This is a genomic window from Sulfitobacter sp. 1A13368 (assembly GCF_043557275.1).
GTDB lineage: Bacteria > Pseudomonadota > Alphaproteobacteria > Rhodobacterales > Rhodobacteraceae > Sulfitobacter > Sulfitobacter faviae.
This window is the reverse complement of sequence record NZ_JBIFFR010000006.1, coordinates 104,090-118,960: the sequence shown is the minus strand read 5'-3', so window position 1 is coordinate 118,960 and position 14,871 is coordinate 104,090. Positions and strand designations below refer to the sequence as shown.

The 14,871-nt window shown below is 57.9% G+C and carries 17 protein-coding genes; 9 read left to right on the top strand and 8 right to left on the bottom strand.

Going from position 1 to position 14,871, the window contains the following annotated elements:
- Positions 1-59: 59 nt before the first annotated feature.
- From ACGYK4_RS13300 to ACGYK4_RS13270, 7 genes are all read right to left on the bottom strand, one after another.
- Entirely contained in the window at positions 60-551 is a 492-nt protein-coding gene (locus ACGYK4_RS13300) for a DUF2127 domain-containing protein (RefSeq protein ID WP_394450592.1), read from the bottom strand.
- Positions 548-1,147 (bottom strand): DedA family protein, encoded by a 600-nt coding sequence (locus tag ACGYK4_RS13295; protein ID WP_394450593.1) that lies wholly within the window; start codon positions 1,145-1,147, stop codon positions 548-550. The genes ACGYK4_RS13300 and ACGYK4_RS13295 overlap by 4 nt, the downstream gene beginning before the upstream one ends.
- Positions 1,148-1,186: 39 nt before the next feature.
- On the bottom strand, positions 1,187-2,215 hold the full coding sequence (locus ACGYK4_RS13290; protein ID WP_394450595.1) for a metallophosphoesterase family protein: 1,029 nt from the start codon (positions 2,213-2,215) through the stop codon (positions 1,187-1,189).
- A gap of 167 nt (positions 2,216-2,382) precedes the next feature.
- Positions 2,383-2,715, bottom strand: a complete 333-nt coding sequence (locus ACGYK4_RS13285) for a PepSY domain-containing protein (protein ID WP_394450597.1) — start codon at positions 2,713-2,715, stop codon at positions 2,383-2,385.
- Positions 2,716-2,802: 87 nt separating this feature from the next.
- Positions 2,803-3,234 (bottom strand): GtrA family protein, encoded by a 432-nt coding sequence (locus tag ACGYK4_RS13280; protein WP_394450598.1) that lies wholly within the window; start codon positions 3,232-3,234, stop codon positions 2,803-2,805.
- Positions 3,231-4,226, bottom strand: coding sequence for a glycosyltransferase family 2 protein (locus tag ACGYK4_RS13275; RefSeq protein WP_394450600.1), 996 nt, complete (start codon positions 4,224-4,226; stop codon positions 3,231-3,233). The genes ACGYK4_RS13280 and ACGYK4_RS13275 overlap by 4 nt, the downstream gene beginning before the upstream one ends.
- Positions 4,223-5,743 (bottom strand): ArnT family glycosyltransferase, encoded by a 1,521-nt coding sequence (locus ACGYK4_RS13270; RefSeq protein ID WP_394450602.1) that lies wholly within the window; start codon positions 5,741-5,743, stop codon positions 4,223-4,225. The genes ACGYK4_RS13275 and ACGYK4_RS13270 overlap by 4 nt, the downstream gene beginning before the upstream one ends.
- 144 nt (positions 5,744-5,887) lie before the next feature.
- Between ACGYK4_RS13270 and ACGYK4_RS13265 the strand changes: the two genes are divergently transcribed.
- On the top strand, positions 5,888-6,559 hold the full coding sequence (locus ACGYK4_RS13265) for a winged helix-turn-helix domain-containing protein (protein ID WP_394450603.1): 672 nt from the start codon (positions 5,888-5,890) through the stop codon (positions 6,557-6,559).
- Complete coding sequence (locus ACGYK4_RS13260; protein ID WP_394450605.1) at positions 6,552-7,943, top strand: ATP-binding protein; 1,392 nt, start codon at positions 6,552-6,554, stop codon at positions 7,941-7,943. Before ACGYK4_RS13265 ends, ACGYK4_RS13260 begins: the two co-directional genes overlap by 8 nt.
- 312 nt (positions 7,944-8,255) lie before the next feature.
- Here ACGYK4_RS13260 and ACGYK4_RS13255 read toward each other — a convergent pair whose 3' ends face one another.
- A complete protein-coding gene (locus ACGYK4_RS13255; protein ID WP_067937709.1) occupies positions 8,256-8,672 on the bottom strand; it encodes a helix-turn-helix domain-containing protein in 417 nt (138 codons plus the stop codon).
- A gap of 73 nt (positions 8,673-8,745) precedes the next feature.
- On the opposite strand from ACGYK4_RS13255, the gene ACGYK4_RS13250 reads away from it, so the two are divergent.
- From ACGYK4_RS13250 to ACGYK4_RS13220, 7 genes are all read left to right on the top strand, one after another.
- Positions 8,746-9,135: a mercuric transporter MerT family protein gene (locus tag ACGYK4_RS13250; protein WP_394450607.1), complete on the top strand. Its 390-nt coding sequence runs from the start codon at positions 8,746-8,748 to the stop codon at positions 9,133-9,135.
- A 14-nt stretch (positions 9,136-9,149) separates the two neighbouring features.
- Complete coding sequence (locus ACGYK4_RS13245) at positions 9,150-9,464, top strand: hypothetical protein (protein WP_067938657.1); 315 nt, start codon at positions 9,150-9,152, stop codon at positions 9,462-9,464.
- Positions 9,465-9,508: 44 nt separating this feature from the next.
- Complete coding sequence (gene merF, locus ACGYK4_RS13240) at positions 9,509-9,853, top strand: mercury resistance system transport protein MerF (protein ID WP_394457072.1); 345 nt, start codon at positions 9,509-9,511, stop codon at positions 9,851-9,853.
- A gap of 2 nt (positions 9,854-9,855) precedes the next feature.
- On the top strand, positions 9,856-9,996 hold the full coding sequence (locus ACGYK4_RS13235; RefSeq protein WP_394450611.1) for a hypothetical protein: 141 nt from the start codon (positions 9,856-9,858) through the stop codon (positions 9,994-9,996).
- A gap of 3 nt (positions 9,997-9,999) precedes the next feature.
- The gene (gene merA / locus ACGYK4_RS13230; protein ID WP_394450613.1) at positions 10,000-11,424 is read left to right on the top strand and encodes a mercury(II) reductase; all 1,425 of its coding nucleotides are present in this window, start codon (positions 10,000-10,002) and stop codon (positions 11,422-11,424) included.
- 450 nt (positions 11,425-11,874) lie between these two features.
- Complete coding sequence (locus ACGYK4_RS13225) at positions 11,875-12,681, top strand: glucose 1-dehydrogenase (RefSeq protein WP_394450615.1); 807 nt, start codon at positions 11,875-11,877, stop codon at positions 12,679-12,681.
- Entirely contained in the window at positions 12,681-14,858 is a 2,178-nt protein-coding gene (locus tag ACGYK4_RS13220) for a glycoside hydrolase family 15 protein (RefSeq protein WP_394456927.1), read from the top strand. Before ACGYK4_RS13225 ends, ACGYK4_RS13220 begins: the two co-directional genes overlap by 1 nt.
- The last annotated feature ends 13 nt before the right edge of the window (positions 14,859-14,871 follow it).

The following is a 14,871-nucleotide window of genomic DNA, read 5'->3' as shown; positions in this document are numbered from 1 at the left end:
GGTGAAGGTTTTCTTCGTCGTTTAGATCAGGCACATAATAGAGAAGTGCAATTTTCGCGTCACGGCCCCAACGGAGCACGACTACGCTGTTCGCGCACAGTGATGTAGATGACCGTTAGATCAATCGCAGTCAGAATCAGCAAAGCTACGCTGCCAACAGTGAGCCATTCGAAGAGTTGATAGATCACAAACACCCAAAGCACGAAAACCGCCGCGCGATGCGCCCATGCTGCACCGTAAAGCAGGGCCACGACGATCGCGATATGAAGCCCGCCATGCGCCAGAAAGTAAGTGGTATAGAAGGACAGATCCGATGTTGGCACGACGCCGACCAGTGATACGGCGCGGGTGGCGATGAAATCGTTCGGGTTTTCTGCAAGCTCTGCGCGAAAGAGCCATTGGGTGAGGGCAGGAAGACGCTCTGCGGCTCCCGCGAAGATCGCCGCAGCCGTAGCCATTTGGAGAACGCCCAAGACTGCTTTTGCAAAAAGGGTCACCGCAAATAATCGGTGGTTCAAACTTTTTGAAGTATGGTGTGTCACCGCCGTCATCTTTCTATCTTGGGGTGGAGCAACCGCCAGACATAAAGCACAAGAAGGCCTCCAAGCAGGATGTTTGTCACCGGATTGATCCACGTCTCAACTTTGGCAAACTGCGCTTCCAGCAGATAGCCTGAAATAGTGAGGGCGGCCGTCCAGATCAGGCTGCCCAAACCGGTATAGAGAAGAAATGGTAACAGCGGCATCCCTGTCATGCCGGCAGGGACGGATATAAGCGTTCGGACCCCCGGCACCATCCGGCCCAGAAAGACTGCTTTGCCGCCATTGCGCCGAAACCACGCAAGGGAACGATTGAGATCTTGTTCTGAGATGGTCAGCCACCTGCCGTGCCGGGCAATGAGCCTGCGCAACCGTGTTTCGGAAGCCAATGTGCCGATCCAATACCATAGGAATGCGCCGGCCACTGAACCGATCGTGCCAGCGATCACGACACCGACGAAGGAGAGATCACCGCTCGCCGCGAGATAGCCAGCGAAGGGCATGATGACTTCCGAAGGGATCGGAGGGAAAACGTTCTCAAGCAGCATCAGGGTAGCGACGCCGAGGCTGCCCATGGAGGCGAGTAGCGATGTGATGAAGTCAAACATGGTCGGGCCTTTGCGGGTGGCTGTGCTGGACTGCGGGTGTCAACATTGGACCGTGCCGCTGTCTGCTTCCATCGATCCGGGACCGGTGAGGTAGGTCCAACGGGCCGTTTTATCTGTGAAGGTCAGCTTCAACATGCCGGTTGTCCCGGTAATTAGTCGCTCGGAGAAGGCCGCAGGCTCGAGGTTGCCCGGTGTGGATTTGCCACCGGCCCCGACCACGAAAGCGATCGTGCCGCCCTGATCCGGTTTGCCCTCGGCATTCAGGGGCGCTGTGCGTTCGTAGAAGTGGTTGTGTCCATGTAAGACAAAACGGACGCCTGCTTTCGCGACGAGCCGGAACAGCGCCCGCGCACTGTCAGTGCGGCTGCGCGTCACGCTCGAATATGCGGGTTTGTGGAAATATGCCGCGGCGCAACTGTCCATGTGCGCTGCGAGCACTTCCTTTACCCATTCTGCCTGTGCAGACCCTGGAGACGCATCAATCTCGCTGTTCAGCGACAGGATCAACCAGTTCCCAGCTTTCAGGGCGTAATAGCCGTTTCGGTCTGGCCCCGCACGATCTTGCCAGTAGTCGTAATAGGCATAGGCAAAAGGTGATTGGTATTCGTGGTTTCCGGGGGTCGGCCATGTGCGCGCCCATGCAGCTCCCCAATAAGGGTCGTAGCAATCTTCAAAGCCCACGGCTTCGCCGCGTCTGTAGACCAGATCCCCCAGGGCGAGCACCGTCGTCTCGGGGTATTGCTCCAAGATCGCTGTGGTTTCTATCATGCCCTCGTTCGGCACCGTCTTCGCTCGAGGGAGACCAACCGCATAGCGCAGGTTTCTGTCCATTCGGCTGAGATAACCCCTGCCTGCACAAGAGGCGACGTCACCTGCTGCCAGGACAGAGAAAGGCAGCGTCACATCCAGTTTGTGGACCCGGTTATTGTCGAATAACTGCGATTGCGAGGGGCTGGCCAGTGAGCGGATGCCGGAACCCGCGATGGAAAAAATCTGTCCTTCGGTTCCGCCAATCAGAACGAGGGCCGTTGCTGACGCCAGCAGGGTTCGAAAGAGGGTCTTATTCATCGGGCGCTCCTTAACAGAAGCTGTAGAGTTTGCCGACTGATCAGACTCTTACCGTAACATTACTATTTGGTAAGGTGCCGATGGGACCGTTGGTGTGGCATGCGAGGATAGGCAGGGAAGACGTCCAGCTCGGCACCGCGATGACGCTGTGCCGCGCTGAGGTAGACTTAGTCGTTGTCGTCATCTTCTTCGTCGTCATCGTCCCCATAGGGGCCTTGAGCGATCACGGTGCCGTCATTTGCATCGATCAGAATCTCGGTCATAGCTCCGTCCGGTGCGATGGCGACCGCCTCGTAGACCGCCTTGCCATCCTCGCTTTCAAATTCAATTGAGGCGATCTTTCCAACCATCGCATCCAAAGCAACGGTAAGTGCTTTCTGGATGTCGAACTGCGCTTCAGAGAACATCGCCATCTCCTTCGCATCATCGGTCTCAGCCAAAGCCATTCCGGCCGTTGCGACTGCGGCAATCAGTGCGGTAAGGGAAATTATACGTTTCATCGTGGTCTTCCTTCTTTGCACGGCCCCCAACTGGAGCCTCACCTTAAGAGATAACCAACCCTTGTAGCCGGGAACGTCTCCACCAGATTACTGATTGGTTAGATGGGCAGACGGTTCTACATCGACCGGCCCGCCGGCTTTGTGCGGGGTGCGAAACGCCCACAATCTGCTGAGTGCAAAAGTCAAAACCGCCGCGGAACCGGTTGAGATCCACAGACTCACTGTGTCAGATAGCTCCCCTTCGGATAGCAACATGATCAGAAGCACTTCGTTAAAGGCAAAGCCGATCAGGGCGACAAGCGCAAACTTCCACAGCGCGCTTGATGGGCTGACCCCCTGATCAGCAAAGGAAAACCCAAGATGGCCGATGAAGCTGACAAGAAAAGCGATTGTGAAGGCGAGCAGGTTCGCCATGACTGGCTGCCAGTTCGACTGGATCAATAGAAAGCCAATTACCATATGAACGAAGGTTGCAAGCAGGCCGACAATCCCGAACCGCAACAACTGACGCCACATCATAGATGCTCCCGATCAGCAGAAAAATCCTCGGCAATGATAAACCCGGGGCGTCCTTTGACCTCGGTAAAGACCCGCGAGAGGTATTCGCCCAACACACCGATAGAGATCAACTGCACCCCGCCCAGCAACATGACGGCCACCACAAGCGTCGACCATCCCGGCACATCAATGCCAAAAATCAGGGTGCGGACGGCGATCCAGAGGGCGTAGAGGATCGAACTGGCGGCAATGGTCATCCCAATCCCTGTCCAGACCCGCAGCGGCCAGGCCGTGAAGGACGTGAGCCCGGTCAAGCCTAACTTAAACAAGCCAGCGAAGCCGAATTTAGAGATCCCGGTCGCCCGCGGGCCCAACTCAATCGCCACAGCCTTGGTGCGAAAGCCAACCCAGCCATACAGCCCTTTCATAAAGCGGTTGCGCTCTGGCAAGGCGCATAGCGCATCCACGACGCGTCGATCCATGATCCTGAAATCGCGGGCATTGGCCGGTATCGCGGTGTCGCCGCCGATATTCAGCAGCGCGTAGAACGCGCGGGTGAAAACTCGTTTGCGCCATGTCTCGTCGCGGCGTTGCGCGCGGACGGCATAGACCATCTCATACCCCTCGTCGCGATATTTCATCATGGTTTCGAGATGGAAAAGGGGTTCCTGAAGATCGGCATCGAGGATGACCACCGCCGCACCCACTGTGCTCTCCAGGCCGGCCATGATCGCATGTTCTTTGCCAAAATTCCGCGACAGCCGCAGGACACGAAGTGGATACTGGTCGCAGAGCGCTCGGCTTTCCTCAAAGGTGGCATCGAGGCTGCCATCGTCCACAATGATGATCTCGAAACTACTCACCAGCCTCCGGGCATGCGCATCCACCTGGACCACCGTTCTGGTTATATTGCCTGCCTCATTGAAAGCGGGGATCACAAAGGAAAGATCAGGAATAGGTTTCAAAGAAGGAACGATCTTAGGCTTAGCAAAGCGTTCGGGGCGACGGTTCATGGTGTTACCTCCTGATCCAGATCTTCGACGAACAAAATGCGATGCCCAAACCGACCGGCAGGGTCGAACTGCGGGCCCAGAAAAGGGGCCAGTTCCGAGGCGATAGATGCCGGGATGGCCACCGCATCGCGCAGGCCATTGTCTTGAAAGCTATCGAATGCCGCGGTTCGTTCGGTGAACTGGACTTGGCCCCGCGTATAGAACTCGGCCGAGAAGCTGCGACCGCCCCAATAGGTAATCTGCACTCCAGGATCGAAACTTTGCGCCGCAGCTACCAAGGCGCGCTCGGACCGATGGGTGACCGTTCCGGGCTGGTAACGCGCCAGAATGGTCAGGGATAGAAATGCCAACCCCACAAAACCAATGGCCACGACGACCGCACTCCGCGCCCACCAGCCCGGTTGGCCTCTAACCTGAGCCCAAAGCGAGACCAAGAGAACCGCAGCTGCGGGAAGCCCAGGCAGTGCATAGGCCGGCAGGATATTCGCGGCGGGTGTGAAGAGGATCAGCGGCGCGACGACCCAAAGCGCAAGATAGCTGTGCCAGCCTCGATCACTCTCTGTCGTTTTCTTGATGTAAAATGCTGCTCGGGGAAGCAGGGTCAGGGCAAACAGGCTCCATGGCAGAAACGTAGCCCAGGCATAGAGCCAGATCAGGCCCTTGGGCTGCTCATGGCCAGACCCGTAGAGGTCTCCCTCCCAACCCGGCACGACAAAGCGCTGGAAGTGCTCTCCGATGAGAAAGTAGCGCAGGAAACCCGGCGTCTTGATCTCCGCCAGGATATACCAGGGAAGGGTCAGCGTCGCGGCGATCAGCAACCCGGACAACCAAGGGAAACCATGTAATTCCCGCCAGCGTCCCGTCACCGCGAGCCAAGGCACAAGCGCGATCATTATGATGACAAGCGCTACCGGACCCTTCGCTAAAAGGCCGATAGCGATGCCGACAAAGAACCACCGTCCCCACGCGCTCCGCGAGGAGCTGTTCATCAGGCAATTGTAAAAGCCGATCATGCTCAAGGTAGTGCCAAGGACCATGACCATGTCCGTCATTACGAAGGCCGACGCGCCGAAAAACATTAAAGATGAGGCGAGCACCGTGGTTACGACAAGAGCCTGATCTTTGCCCTGATGCTGGCACACCCAAGAGAAAAGTAGGCTTACCACCCCCAATGACGCAGCAAAGATGAATACCCGCGCGCCAAAGGCTCCAACGCCAAAGAGCTTCATCCCCAAGGCAGACAACCAAGTATGTAAGGGAGGTTTGCCCCAAAACGGGACGCCATAGTCGAACTGCGGAGTGATCCAGTCAGCTGTCTCGACCATCTTACGCGCGATCTCGGCATAGCGAGCTTCCGTAGAATCCGTGAGAGGCCACCAGAACATGGCAAACAGGCGCACAGCGAACAATGCACCGAGTGCAAACAGCAGGAACCGTTGGTCGCTGCGGGTTAAAGCGAAGCGCCTCTCGGGCTCTTGCCGCACGGATGTATCGAATTTCGGATCTATTGCGACCATGATGCCCTGTCCTTTTTCTCAGGGCATAAGACGGTGGTGATCTGCGAAAGATGGTCGGCACTATACCAATCCGTAATATTACGGAGATGGTGCAAAGCCGCAAAACGAGCTATTTTCTCAATACCTTATGGAGCTTGGGCGCAGATGCGGGTGCTTGTTGTAGAAGATGATGGCGAAACGGCTGAGTATATCTGCACCAGTCTGAAGGCACTTGGCCATGTGACGAAACATGCGTCGGATGGCAAACAAGGCTTCCTCGATGCCCTGGACAATGACTTTGACGTCATCGTCGTCGACCGGATGCTGCCCGGCTTGGATGGGTTAACACTGGTCAAATCGGTGCGCGGCGCGAATGTCGACACGCCGATCTTGTTCCTGAGTGCGCTTGGCGGTTTGAACGACCGGGTAAACGGATTGGAGGCCGGGGCTGACGACTACCTTGTGAAACCTTTTGCGTTTTCAGAGCTATCTGCGCGCCTGAGTGCACTTGCACGTCGCCCCCCAATGCAGGCCGAAGAAACGCGACTTCAAGTTGCCGATCTGGAGATCGACCTGATCCGACATACCGTGTGCAGATCGGGCCAAGAGATCGCAGTGCAGCCGCGCGAGTTTCGCCTGTTATCCTATCTGATGAAGAACGCCGAGCGCGTGGTGACACGCACCATGTTGCTGGAAGCAGTCTGGGATTTTCACTTCGACCCGAACACCAATGTCGTCGAGACGCATATCAGCCGTCTGCGCAACAAGATTGACAAACCCTTCGACCAGCCGTTGATCCATACCGTTCGGGGCGCGGGATACAGTCTTCATGGATAGCCTTAAGCGCAAAGGTCCTTCAGCGTTGCGGACATCCATACGGCTGTCTTTGCAATACTCGTTCCTCTATTCGGTGCTCTCTGCGCTTGTATTCGCATTGGCCTATTGGTTCACGCAATACGAAGTTCAAGACTGGGTGCTCGATCAAATGCGCAGCGATGCGGCTACACTCGGTGAAATCTTCGAGTTGGGCGGCGATGAGGTGCTGGTCGACCGCGTCGATGCACTTGCCGAGGTTAGCTTTCAGAATGCCCGGGTCTACCAGCTTCTAAACTCAGACGGCGCGATTGTTTCCGGCAACTTGTCCTCAACCTTCAAACGCCCCTTGCCCGATTTCCTTCCAGCACAGGAACTGCCGCTTGCTGGAGAAATTCACGATGAGGTCACCGGCTATTGGCTGCGCGCAGATGACGTCGGCCCCTATCTTCTGATTCAAGGGGCTGGCGACCATATCGTTTTGGAGATACTGGAAGCGCTCGGCATTGCTTTGGTGGTGGGCTATTTGGCAGTCGTGATCCTTGGTCTAATCGTCGGCATTCGGATTGGCCGCATCACCGAGCGCCGCATCACAGCCATATCCAATACTCTTACGGAGGTCTCTTCAGGTAACCTCGCTTGCCGCATTCCAAGCACTCGCAGCGCGCGCGATGATCTGTCGCGCGTATCTGAAGAAATAAACAGCATGCTTGACCAGATCAGGCGCCTGCTCGAAAGCCAAGAGCAAATCTCGAATGACATTGCTCATGACATGCGCACACCACTTCAGCATCTTCGGCAGCGGTTGGAGAACCTACGAGACAGCCCGAGTATCCACCCGGACGACATTTCCGCCAGCCTCGATCAAACCGAAGAAATAATATCGACCTTCAACGCGCTTTTGCGTATCGCACAGATTGAAGGAAGTGACCGCCGCGAAAGGTTCGCGCGGAACGACCTGCGTGAGATCATAGCCAATGTTACGGAAGTCTTTGATCCTACGGCCGAGGATGCTGGCATTGAGTTGACCACTAAGATACCGGTCGAACAGCTTGGGGTTGTTGGTGATAGAAACCTTCTGACGCAATTACTTTCGAACCTTGTCGAGAACGCGATCAAGCATTGTCCGTCTGGGTCTAAAGTTCAGGTCTTGGCGGAAAGCACACCAACCGGTCCGACCTTGCGAATCTCCGACAATGGTCCGGGAATCGAAAGCGAGGATCGAAAGCGTATTTTTCGACGGTTCTTCAGGGGCGAAAAAAGCCGAAATAGTCCCGGGAATGGCCTTGGTCTGGCATTAGTAAAAGCGATCTGCGATTTGCATGGTGCCGAAATAATTGTGTCGGACAATGATCCAGGAACATCTTTCGAGATCAAGTTTTTGGCGGCAAAAGCGACTTGGACCTGACCATCGACTGGCTTTGCCGTATTCGAGCAACGCAGTTTAAGTCACCTTGAAGAAGACGTTAGCTGCAACGAGCACCGAGGTCGGCAGAGCGGACCTTGCCGCCTTGCGCTGCACTTGCTTGATCGCCGCTGCGCCTGCGGAGGCTCCCGTCCAGAAGGGCCGAAAGCAGTCAATCGCGGCTATACGCAAGAAGGTTCCTTTCGTGCCGGCCGAAGGGGGGCGATCGGGTGGGTTCGGAGGACGAATGACAGCTTCATCGGACATGCGAATACCGTGGGGTTCATGCGCAGACCACCCGAGGACAGGTAGCCTTCAGCCCAGCAGGGCGTTCAGAACGGGGCATTCCGGGACATCGGTGCCGCTGCATTGTGCCACCGTATCGCTCAATGCTTTCGCGATCCGTTGCAGGTCGGTAATTTTGTCCTGCACATCTTTCAGATGGGCGGAGGCGATCCCTTCCACTTCAGCACAGGTCTGACTGTGGCTGTCGACAAGGCTCAACAACCCCCGGATTTCCTCGAGCGAAAAGCCCAGATCACGCGCACGCATTACGAAGCGTAATCGGCGCACGTGATCCTCGCTGTAGCTGCGGTAACCATTCGGATCACGAGGCGGGTCGGGCATAACGCCAATGGTCTCGTAATAGCGGATAGTTTCAAGGTTGCATCCCGTGGCGCGGGCGAGAGCCGCTCGCTGCATCGGCTTCACGGAGACGTGATCTTTTCCCATTCGGATAGCCCTTGAGCCTGTATCACCTACAGACCCTAAATCTCATGGCAGATGACCGCAAGGAGACACCTGCATGGAAACCACAAATTCTGTAATGCCGAAGGACGCATCCGACGTCCCGGAAGGCCGCGGCTGGACTGCCACCGCTATGGCAGCACTTGGCGCACTGGCCATGACCTCGTGTTGCATCCTGCCACTGGTGCTTGTCAGCTTCGGAGTAAGCGGGGTTTTCATTGCGCAAATGGGCGCTCTCTACGCCTACAAATGGTATACTTTCGGCCTCGCAGCCGCTTTCCTGGGATACGGTTTCTATAAAGCTTACCGTCCGATCCACTGCACAGATGGCACTTGTGCTCGCCCGATGAACCGCACCGCAATGCGCTCCGTTCTCTGGAGTGCAACAGCTGTGATCCTCATCGCGATACTCTTCCCTTACATCTCCCCTTACATTCTCTCGTTCTGAAAGGACACTCTGACATGAAACGTATTCTCTACAGCACTCTGGTGCTGTCCGCACTTTTCGCTGCCCCTGGCTTTGCTGCCGAGCAAGTGGCCCGTCTTGAAGTTAGCGAACTCACATGTCCATCCTGCTCCTTCATCGTTGGCAATTCCCTAAAATCCGTGGAAAGCGTAGTGATCGAGGAATTCGCAGAAGGTGAAGATGCGAGCGAAGGACTTTATACAGTCCGGTTTGATGATGAAGTCACCTCTATCGAAGCCCTGATTGCCGCTGTTGAAGCGAACGGCTACCCGGCGACGCTCCTTGAAGACTTGGCGGGTGAAGGCTCTTGACCCAAGCGATCGACCAAACCGATGAGGCTTAAGGGAAACGCCTACTGAAGGGCGGCCTTGGCGGCGCACTCTTTGCGGCTTTGTGCTGCTTTACGCCTCTTCTCGTCGTCGTGCTGGCTGGCGCCGGCCTGTCTGCGATAACAGGGTGGCTTGATTATGCACTGTTTCCAATGCTGTTTCTGTGCCTTGCAGTGGTAGCACAGGCGCTTTGGCTGCGTGCAGGTCGGCTGGGTCCATCCCCCAAGATCTGGTCTACGCTCATCGCGGTGCTTCTGTCGATCTTGATCATCGCTCTGGAGTTTCGCGGAGCTCTGATCCTCACCTTCGTGGCGGCGGTGCTCACCGGTGCCTATGCGATATCACTTAACCGTTTTGCAAAGGAGGTCTGACCATGATGGCGACTGTTTGCTGTTCTCCCTTCGGTCTCGTGCTGGGGCTGCTTTCCATGGCCACCCCATTGTTGGCGATCGGAGCCATTCTTTATCTCGTATTCGCTAAGCCGAAATACGATCCTTCAACAAAAGGGATCTGATCCATGAAAGACTGCTGTTCAAACGAAAACAAGACATATGACCTCATCGTGGTGGGCGCAGGCTCTGCGGGGTTCTCTGCTTCGATTACTGGTGCCGAGGCTGGAAAACGCGTGGCGCTCATAGGACATGGGACAATTGGTGGCACCTGTGTGAACTTCGGCTGCGTTCCCTCGAAGGCCATGATCCGCGCTGCTGAGGCTCTGCACGGGGCGAGCGCTGCGGCACGTTTTCCCGGCCTTTCGGGCAGTGCCAAAGTTGATGACTGGTCCAAGCTCATGGCGGGAAAGGACGATCTGGTCGCGACGTTGCGCCAGCAGAAATATGCCGACCTGCTGCCCAACTACGAGGGGGTCGATTACATCGATGAAGGTCCAGCCACTTTGATCGAGGGCGGCGTCCAAGTTGGGAGCCGCAAGATTACCGCCCCAAAGGTGCTGATCGCGACCGGTAGCCAAACCTTGGTCCCGGCGATCCGCGGCATCGAGGATGTTCCGACCCTCGATAGCAAATCGCTTCTGGAGTTGGAGACGCTGCCCGAGAGCCTGATCTTTGTCGGTGCCGGTTATATTGGCGCGGAGCTGGCGCAAATGATGTCGCGCATGGGGGTCAAGGTGACGATGGTGGCGCGCTCGCGACTGTTGCCGGGAGCCGAGCCCGAGGTCTCCGATGCCTTATCAGAAGCATTCAAGACTGAAGGCATTACGCTTCTGACCGGTTTGCAATATGACAGCGCTCTTGCATCAAAGGATGGCGTTACCCTGAAGGTCATTCAGGACGGTGCCGTAAAGGAAGTAACCGCCGAGCGAATTGTTCTCACCGCCGGTCGGCGTGCCAATACCGAAGAACTGGGTCTTGAGGAGCTGGAAGTGCAGACTGACAGTCGCGGGGGCATCGTCGTGGGGCAGGACATGCAGACCTCGCGCCCCGGTATCTATGCCGCTGGCGATGTGACTGATCGCGACCAATTTGTCTACATGGCGGCCTATGGTGCCAAGATCGCGGCGCGAAACGCGGTCGCGGAGGGTGATGGCCACTATGACAACAGCACGATGCCCTGGGTGGTCTTTACCGACCCGCAAGTCGCGGGTGTAGGGCTGAGTGAACAGCAGGCACTCGACGCAGGCCATGATGTGAAAACCTCGGTGCTACAACTCGATCAAGTGCCACGGGCTCAAGCGGCGCGCGACACAAGGGGGCTCATAAAGCTCGTGGCCGACCGCGAGACTGACAAGCTGCTTGGCGGCCAGATCATTGCCCCTGAAGGGTCCGATACCATCCAGACCCTGGTGATGGCGTTGAAGGCTGGGCTGACGACAAAGGAACTGGGTGAGACAATCTTTCCTTACCTGACCACGGTTGAAGGACTGAAGCTCGCTGCGCAGACCTTCGACAAGGACGTGGCCATGCTGAGCTGCTGCGCCGGTTAAAATCTGCCTTTGCTCCGGCCCGCCGTTGATGGGCCGGACATCTCTCGCAAGAGGCGGCTGTGAGGCGTGATTTTCGACATCTCCGGAACCTTGGTGCATGGCTGTAGTTATATACAGAGTTCTGGGGCAGGCTGGAGTTATTGATGAAAACATCGCATCTCGCATTGGACAAAGGCGTTGGTCTGCTCGCCGGGTTGGCGACGACCAAGGTCACGGAATACGCACAGCAAGCGCTTAGGGCTGCCACACCTCAGGATACCCGTCGGCAAGAACAGCGTGTCCGACCGGGGACACCCGTTCCGAGTAGCCGCCAAAAAGACAGCCGATCTCGCTGGCTCGACGAACTCGCGCTCGGCTTCAGCGCCCCCACAGAGATTTTCCTGCGGCTGCCCACCTCTCCCGCCTCGCCGAGGCGCGGGTCCGAACACCAGACCTAAAGGAGAAATTCCTATGTCAAAATTGCAGCTTGAGAACGCACGGGCCATCGTGACAGGCGCAAGTTCCGGGATCGGCGCGGGTATCGCGCGGGCCTTCGCCACGGCGGGCGCCTCAGTCATTGTCAATTTTCGTTCCGACGAGGAGGCCGCCGATCGCATTGTCGCTGAAATCCGAGAGGAGGGCGGTCGCGTCGAGGCAGTTCAGGCCGATGTTTCGACGCCGGAAGGTTGCGGAACACTAATCGAAGCGGCGGACGAGCAATTTGGCGGAGTGGACATTCTCGTATCGAACGCCGGCATCCAGCGCGATGACACCTTCACTGAGTTGAGCCTCGAAGACTGGCGCAAAGTTCTCGACGTCAACCTGACCGGCCAGTTCCTCTGCGCCCAGGAGGCGGTGCGACGCTTCCGCCGTCAGGGTCTTGATCCAGAACGGTCTCCGGCGCTCGGAAAGATCATCTTCACCAGCTCCGTGCACCAAGCCATACCTTGGGGGGGGCATGCGAACTACGCCACCGCCAAGGGTGGGGTTAAGCTTCTGATGGAATCGATGGCGCAGGAGCTTGCCTGCGAGAAGAACCGCGTCAACGCCATCGCGCCCGGGGCGATCAAGACGGCCATCAATCGCGAGGCTTGGGAGGACGAGAAGGCCCGGAAGAAGCTTCTGCAACTCATTCCTTATGGCCGGATGGGCGAAACCGAGGATGTGGCCGAGGCCGCGGTCTGGCTCGCGTCGGACGCGTCGGATTACGTGGTCGGGACGACGCTCTTCGTGGATGGCGGCATGATGCTCTACCCCGCCTTCCGCAAGGGCGGCTGATGCCTACCCGCCATGCCGGATACCTGCCGCTGCGAGACTACGCTCTCCTCGGCGATTGCCACGGCGCGGCCCTGGTGGGCCGGGACGGTGCGGTCGACTGGTTCTGCCCAGGCCGCTTTGATGCGCAGCCAGCCTGCTGGGCGTTGCTGGATGCGAAGCAAGGCGCCACCTTTCGCATTTCCCCCACCGCCGGGTCCTACGAAAGCGAACGAGCCTATGTGGACAGCACCAACATTCTGCGCACCACCTTCACGACCCCGACCGGGCGCGTTTCTGTCACCGACTTCCTTCCGGTCCGCAGCGCGGCCGGTGCAACCGAGCCGTTCTTCGATCTTGAGGCTCCGGGCTGGCTGGTGCGCATGGTCGAGGCGCTGGATGGGCAGTGCGATCTTGAGCTGACCTACGATCCGGGCACCTGTGCGTTCGATCCCGACGCAGGCGCTCCCCCAGAAATGCGACTGTTCCAGCAAAGCACGCCGAGCGCGGAACGAGCAAGTTCGGTCATCACTCTGACAGCAGGTGAGCGGCGTGCCTTCATCCTGGCGCCAGCCGAGGCCAATGTGGACAGGCCGGTTGAACAGGCGGAGGCGCTGTTGCATGAGACGGCTGACTTCTGGCGCTGCTGGTCAGGGGCCTCCCGTTACGATGGGCCATACCGTGCGGCCGTGCAGCGCAGTGCTCTGGCACTCAAGGCCCTGACCTATGCACCCACCGGTGCCATCGTCGCCGCGCCCACAACCTCCTTGCCGGAGGATCTCGGCGGCGAGCGGAATTGGGACTACCGCTATAGCTGGCTGCGGGATTCAGCCTTCGTTCTCCAGGCTCTCGGTGGATTGGGCTACCACGCAGAGGCAGGCCAATACTGCCAATTCCTCGGGAGTTGTTGCGTCCAAACCTTGCCGGATCTGCGTATTCTCTACAGCATCGAGGAAGAAAGCCCAATCGAAGAACGCTGTCTCGATCACCTGGACGGCTATGCTGGCTCGAAGCCTGTTCGCGTCGGCAATGCCGCAGCTGGCCAGGCGCAACTCGACATCTATGGCGAGGTTGCCGACTGGGCGCTGGCTTATCGGGCCTTGGGTGGACCGCTGGACGAGACGCTTCGGACCATGCTGGAGGGCATTGCGGATCATGTCGCGCAGGTCTGGAACGAGCCCGACCAAGGCATCTGGGAGATGCGCGGAAAACCGCGCCACTATGTCCACGGGAAGGCCATGGCTTGGGTCGCGATGGATCGCGCCATTCGACTTTTGGGAGAGCGCGAGACATGGTGCCAAGCGCGCCGAGAGATACTCGAGGCCCTACAATCCCATGCCGATGATGGTGAGGGAGGTGGCTTTCGCCAGACCTTCGTGGACGGCGGCATGGATGCTGCGCTTCTACTCCTGCCCATGCTCGATCTTTCACTGTCGGACGAGGCCCTCGATCGAACGGTGCGCGGCGTGGAGCGGGCATTGCGCCGTGGCGATTACGTATCAAGATACGATCTCGAAGACACCGATGACGGATTGGCCGGTGGGGAAGGAGCATTCCTTATCTGCTCCTTCTGGCTGGTTGACGCGCTTCTTTGCACCGGCCGTGCGGACGAAGCACGCAGCTTGTTCGAACGCCTCTTGGATCAGGCAAACGACGTCGGGCTCTACGCCGAGGAGATCGACCCGGACAGCCATGGCTTCCTCGGGAATTTCCCACAGGCCTTCACACACCTGGCGTTGATCAACAGCGCCATCAACCTCGAACTCTACGCGAGTGGCGGCGACGGTGCGCTGCGAGGGACCCACGCCGACAGAATAGCCCGAGCCGCGCCCCAGAGGGATCGATGCGCTCCGCCTGGCCCAAACAGCGATACCGCACGGCCGCTTCGCACTACCCGGTCTCTTGGAACTCGATCCAAAACAGAAGAGCGGAAAGTGTCATCGGATAGACCGCAAGGCGTTCCGCTGGCTGTAATGATGTCCGGCGAGGTCTGCTCTCCTGAGGTTGAGGAGTGTGCCCACTGCGGCAGCCGGTTCCCCACTCCCGGGGTGGAGCATCAAGGCCACCACTACTGTTGCGAAAGATGTGCCATGGGGCCGAGCCCTCGAATGAGAGCCCGCATGACCCCGATGCTCATTGGACTTGTCGGCGCCGGAGCTTTCGTGGGCTGGCTGGCCAAGCGTGACAATCGAAACAAATGAACCAAGGAGATTT

Excerpts from the sequence above, each read along its gene's own strand:
- ACGYK4_RS13300 (WP_394450592.1), bottom strand. The coding sequence starts at position 551 with ATGACGGCGGTGACACACCATACTTCAAAAAGTTTGAACCACCGATTA.
- ACGYK4_RS13295 (WP_394450593.1), bottom strand. The coding sequence starts at position 1,147 with ATGTTTGACTTCATCACATCGCTACTCGCCTCCATGGGCAGCCTCGGC.
- ACGYK4_RS13290 (WP_394450595.1), bottom strand. The coding sequence starts at position 2,215 with ATGAATAAGACCCTCTTTCGAACCCTGCTGGCGTCAGCAACGGCCCTC.
- ACGYK4_RS13285 (WP_394450597.1), bottom strand. The coding sequence starts at position 2,715 with ATGAAACGTATAATTTCCCTTACCGCACTGATTGCCGCAGTCGCAACG.
- ACGYK4_RS13280 (WP_394450598.1), bottom strand. The coding sequence starts at position 3,234 with ATGATGTGGCGTCAGTTGTTGCGGTTCGGGATTGTCGGCCTGCTTGCA.
- ACGYK4_RS13275 (WP_394450600.1), bottom strand. The coding sequence starts at position 4,226 with ATGAACCGTCGCCCCGAACGCTTTGCTAAGCCTAAGATCGTTCCTTCT.
- ACGYK4_RS13270 (WP_394450602.1), bottom strand. The coding sequence starts at position 5,743 with ATGGTCGCAATAGATCCGAAATTCGATACATCCGTGCGGCAAGAGCCC.
- ACGYK4_RS13265 (WP_394450603.1), top strand. The coding sequence starts at position 5,888 with ATGCGGGTGCTTGTTGTAGAAGATGATGGCGAAACGGCTGAGTATATC.
- ACGYK4_RS13260 (WP_394450605.1), top strand. The coding sequence starts at position 6,552 with ATGGATAGCCTTAAGCGCAAAGGTCCTTCAGCGTTGCGGACATCCATA.
- ACGYK4_RS13255 (WP_067937709.1), bottom strand. The coding sequence starts at position 8,672 with ATGGGAAAAGATCACGTCTCCGTGAAGCCGATGCAGCGAGCGGCTCTC.
- ACGYK4_RS13250 (WP_394450607.1), top strand. The coding sequence starts at position 8,746 with ATGGAAACCACAAATTCTGTAATGCCGAAGGACGCATCCGACGTCCCG.
- ACGYK4_RS13245 (WP_067938657.1), top strand. The coding sequence starts at position 9,150 with ATGAAACGTATTCTCTACAGCACTCTGGTGCTGTCCGCACTTTTCGCT.
- ACGYK4_RS13235 (WP_394450611.1), top strand. The coding sequence starts at position 9,856 with ATGATGGCGACTGTTTGCTGTTCTCCCTTCGGTCTCGTGCTGGGGCTG.
- merA (WP_394450613.1), top strand. The coding sequence starts at position 10,000 with ATGAAAGACTGCTGTTCAAACGAAAACAAGACATATGACCTCATCGTG.
- ACGYK4_RS13225 (WP_394450615.1), top strand. The coding sequence starts at position 11,875 with ATGTCAAAATTGCAGCTTGAGAACGCACGGGCCATCGTGACAGGCGCA.
- ACGYK4_RS13220 (WP_394456927.1), top strand. The coding sequence starts at position 12,681 with ATGCCTACCCGCCATGCCGGATACCTGCCGCTGCGAGACTACGCTCTC.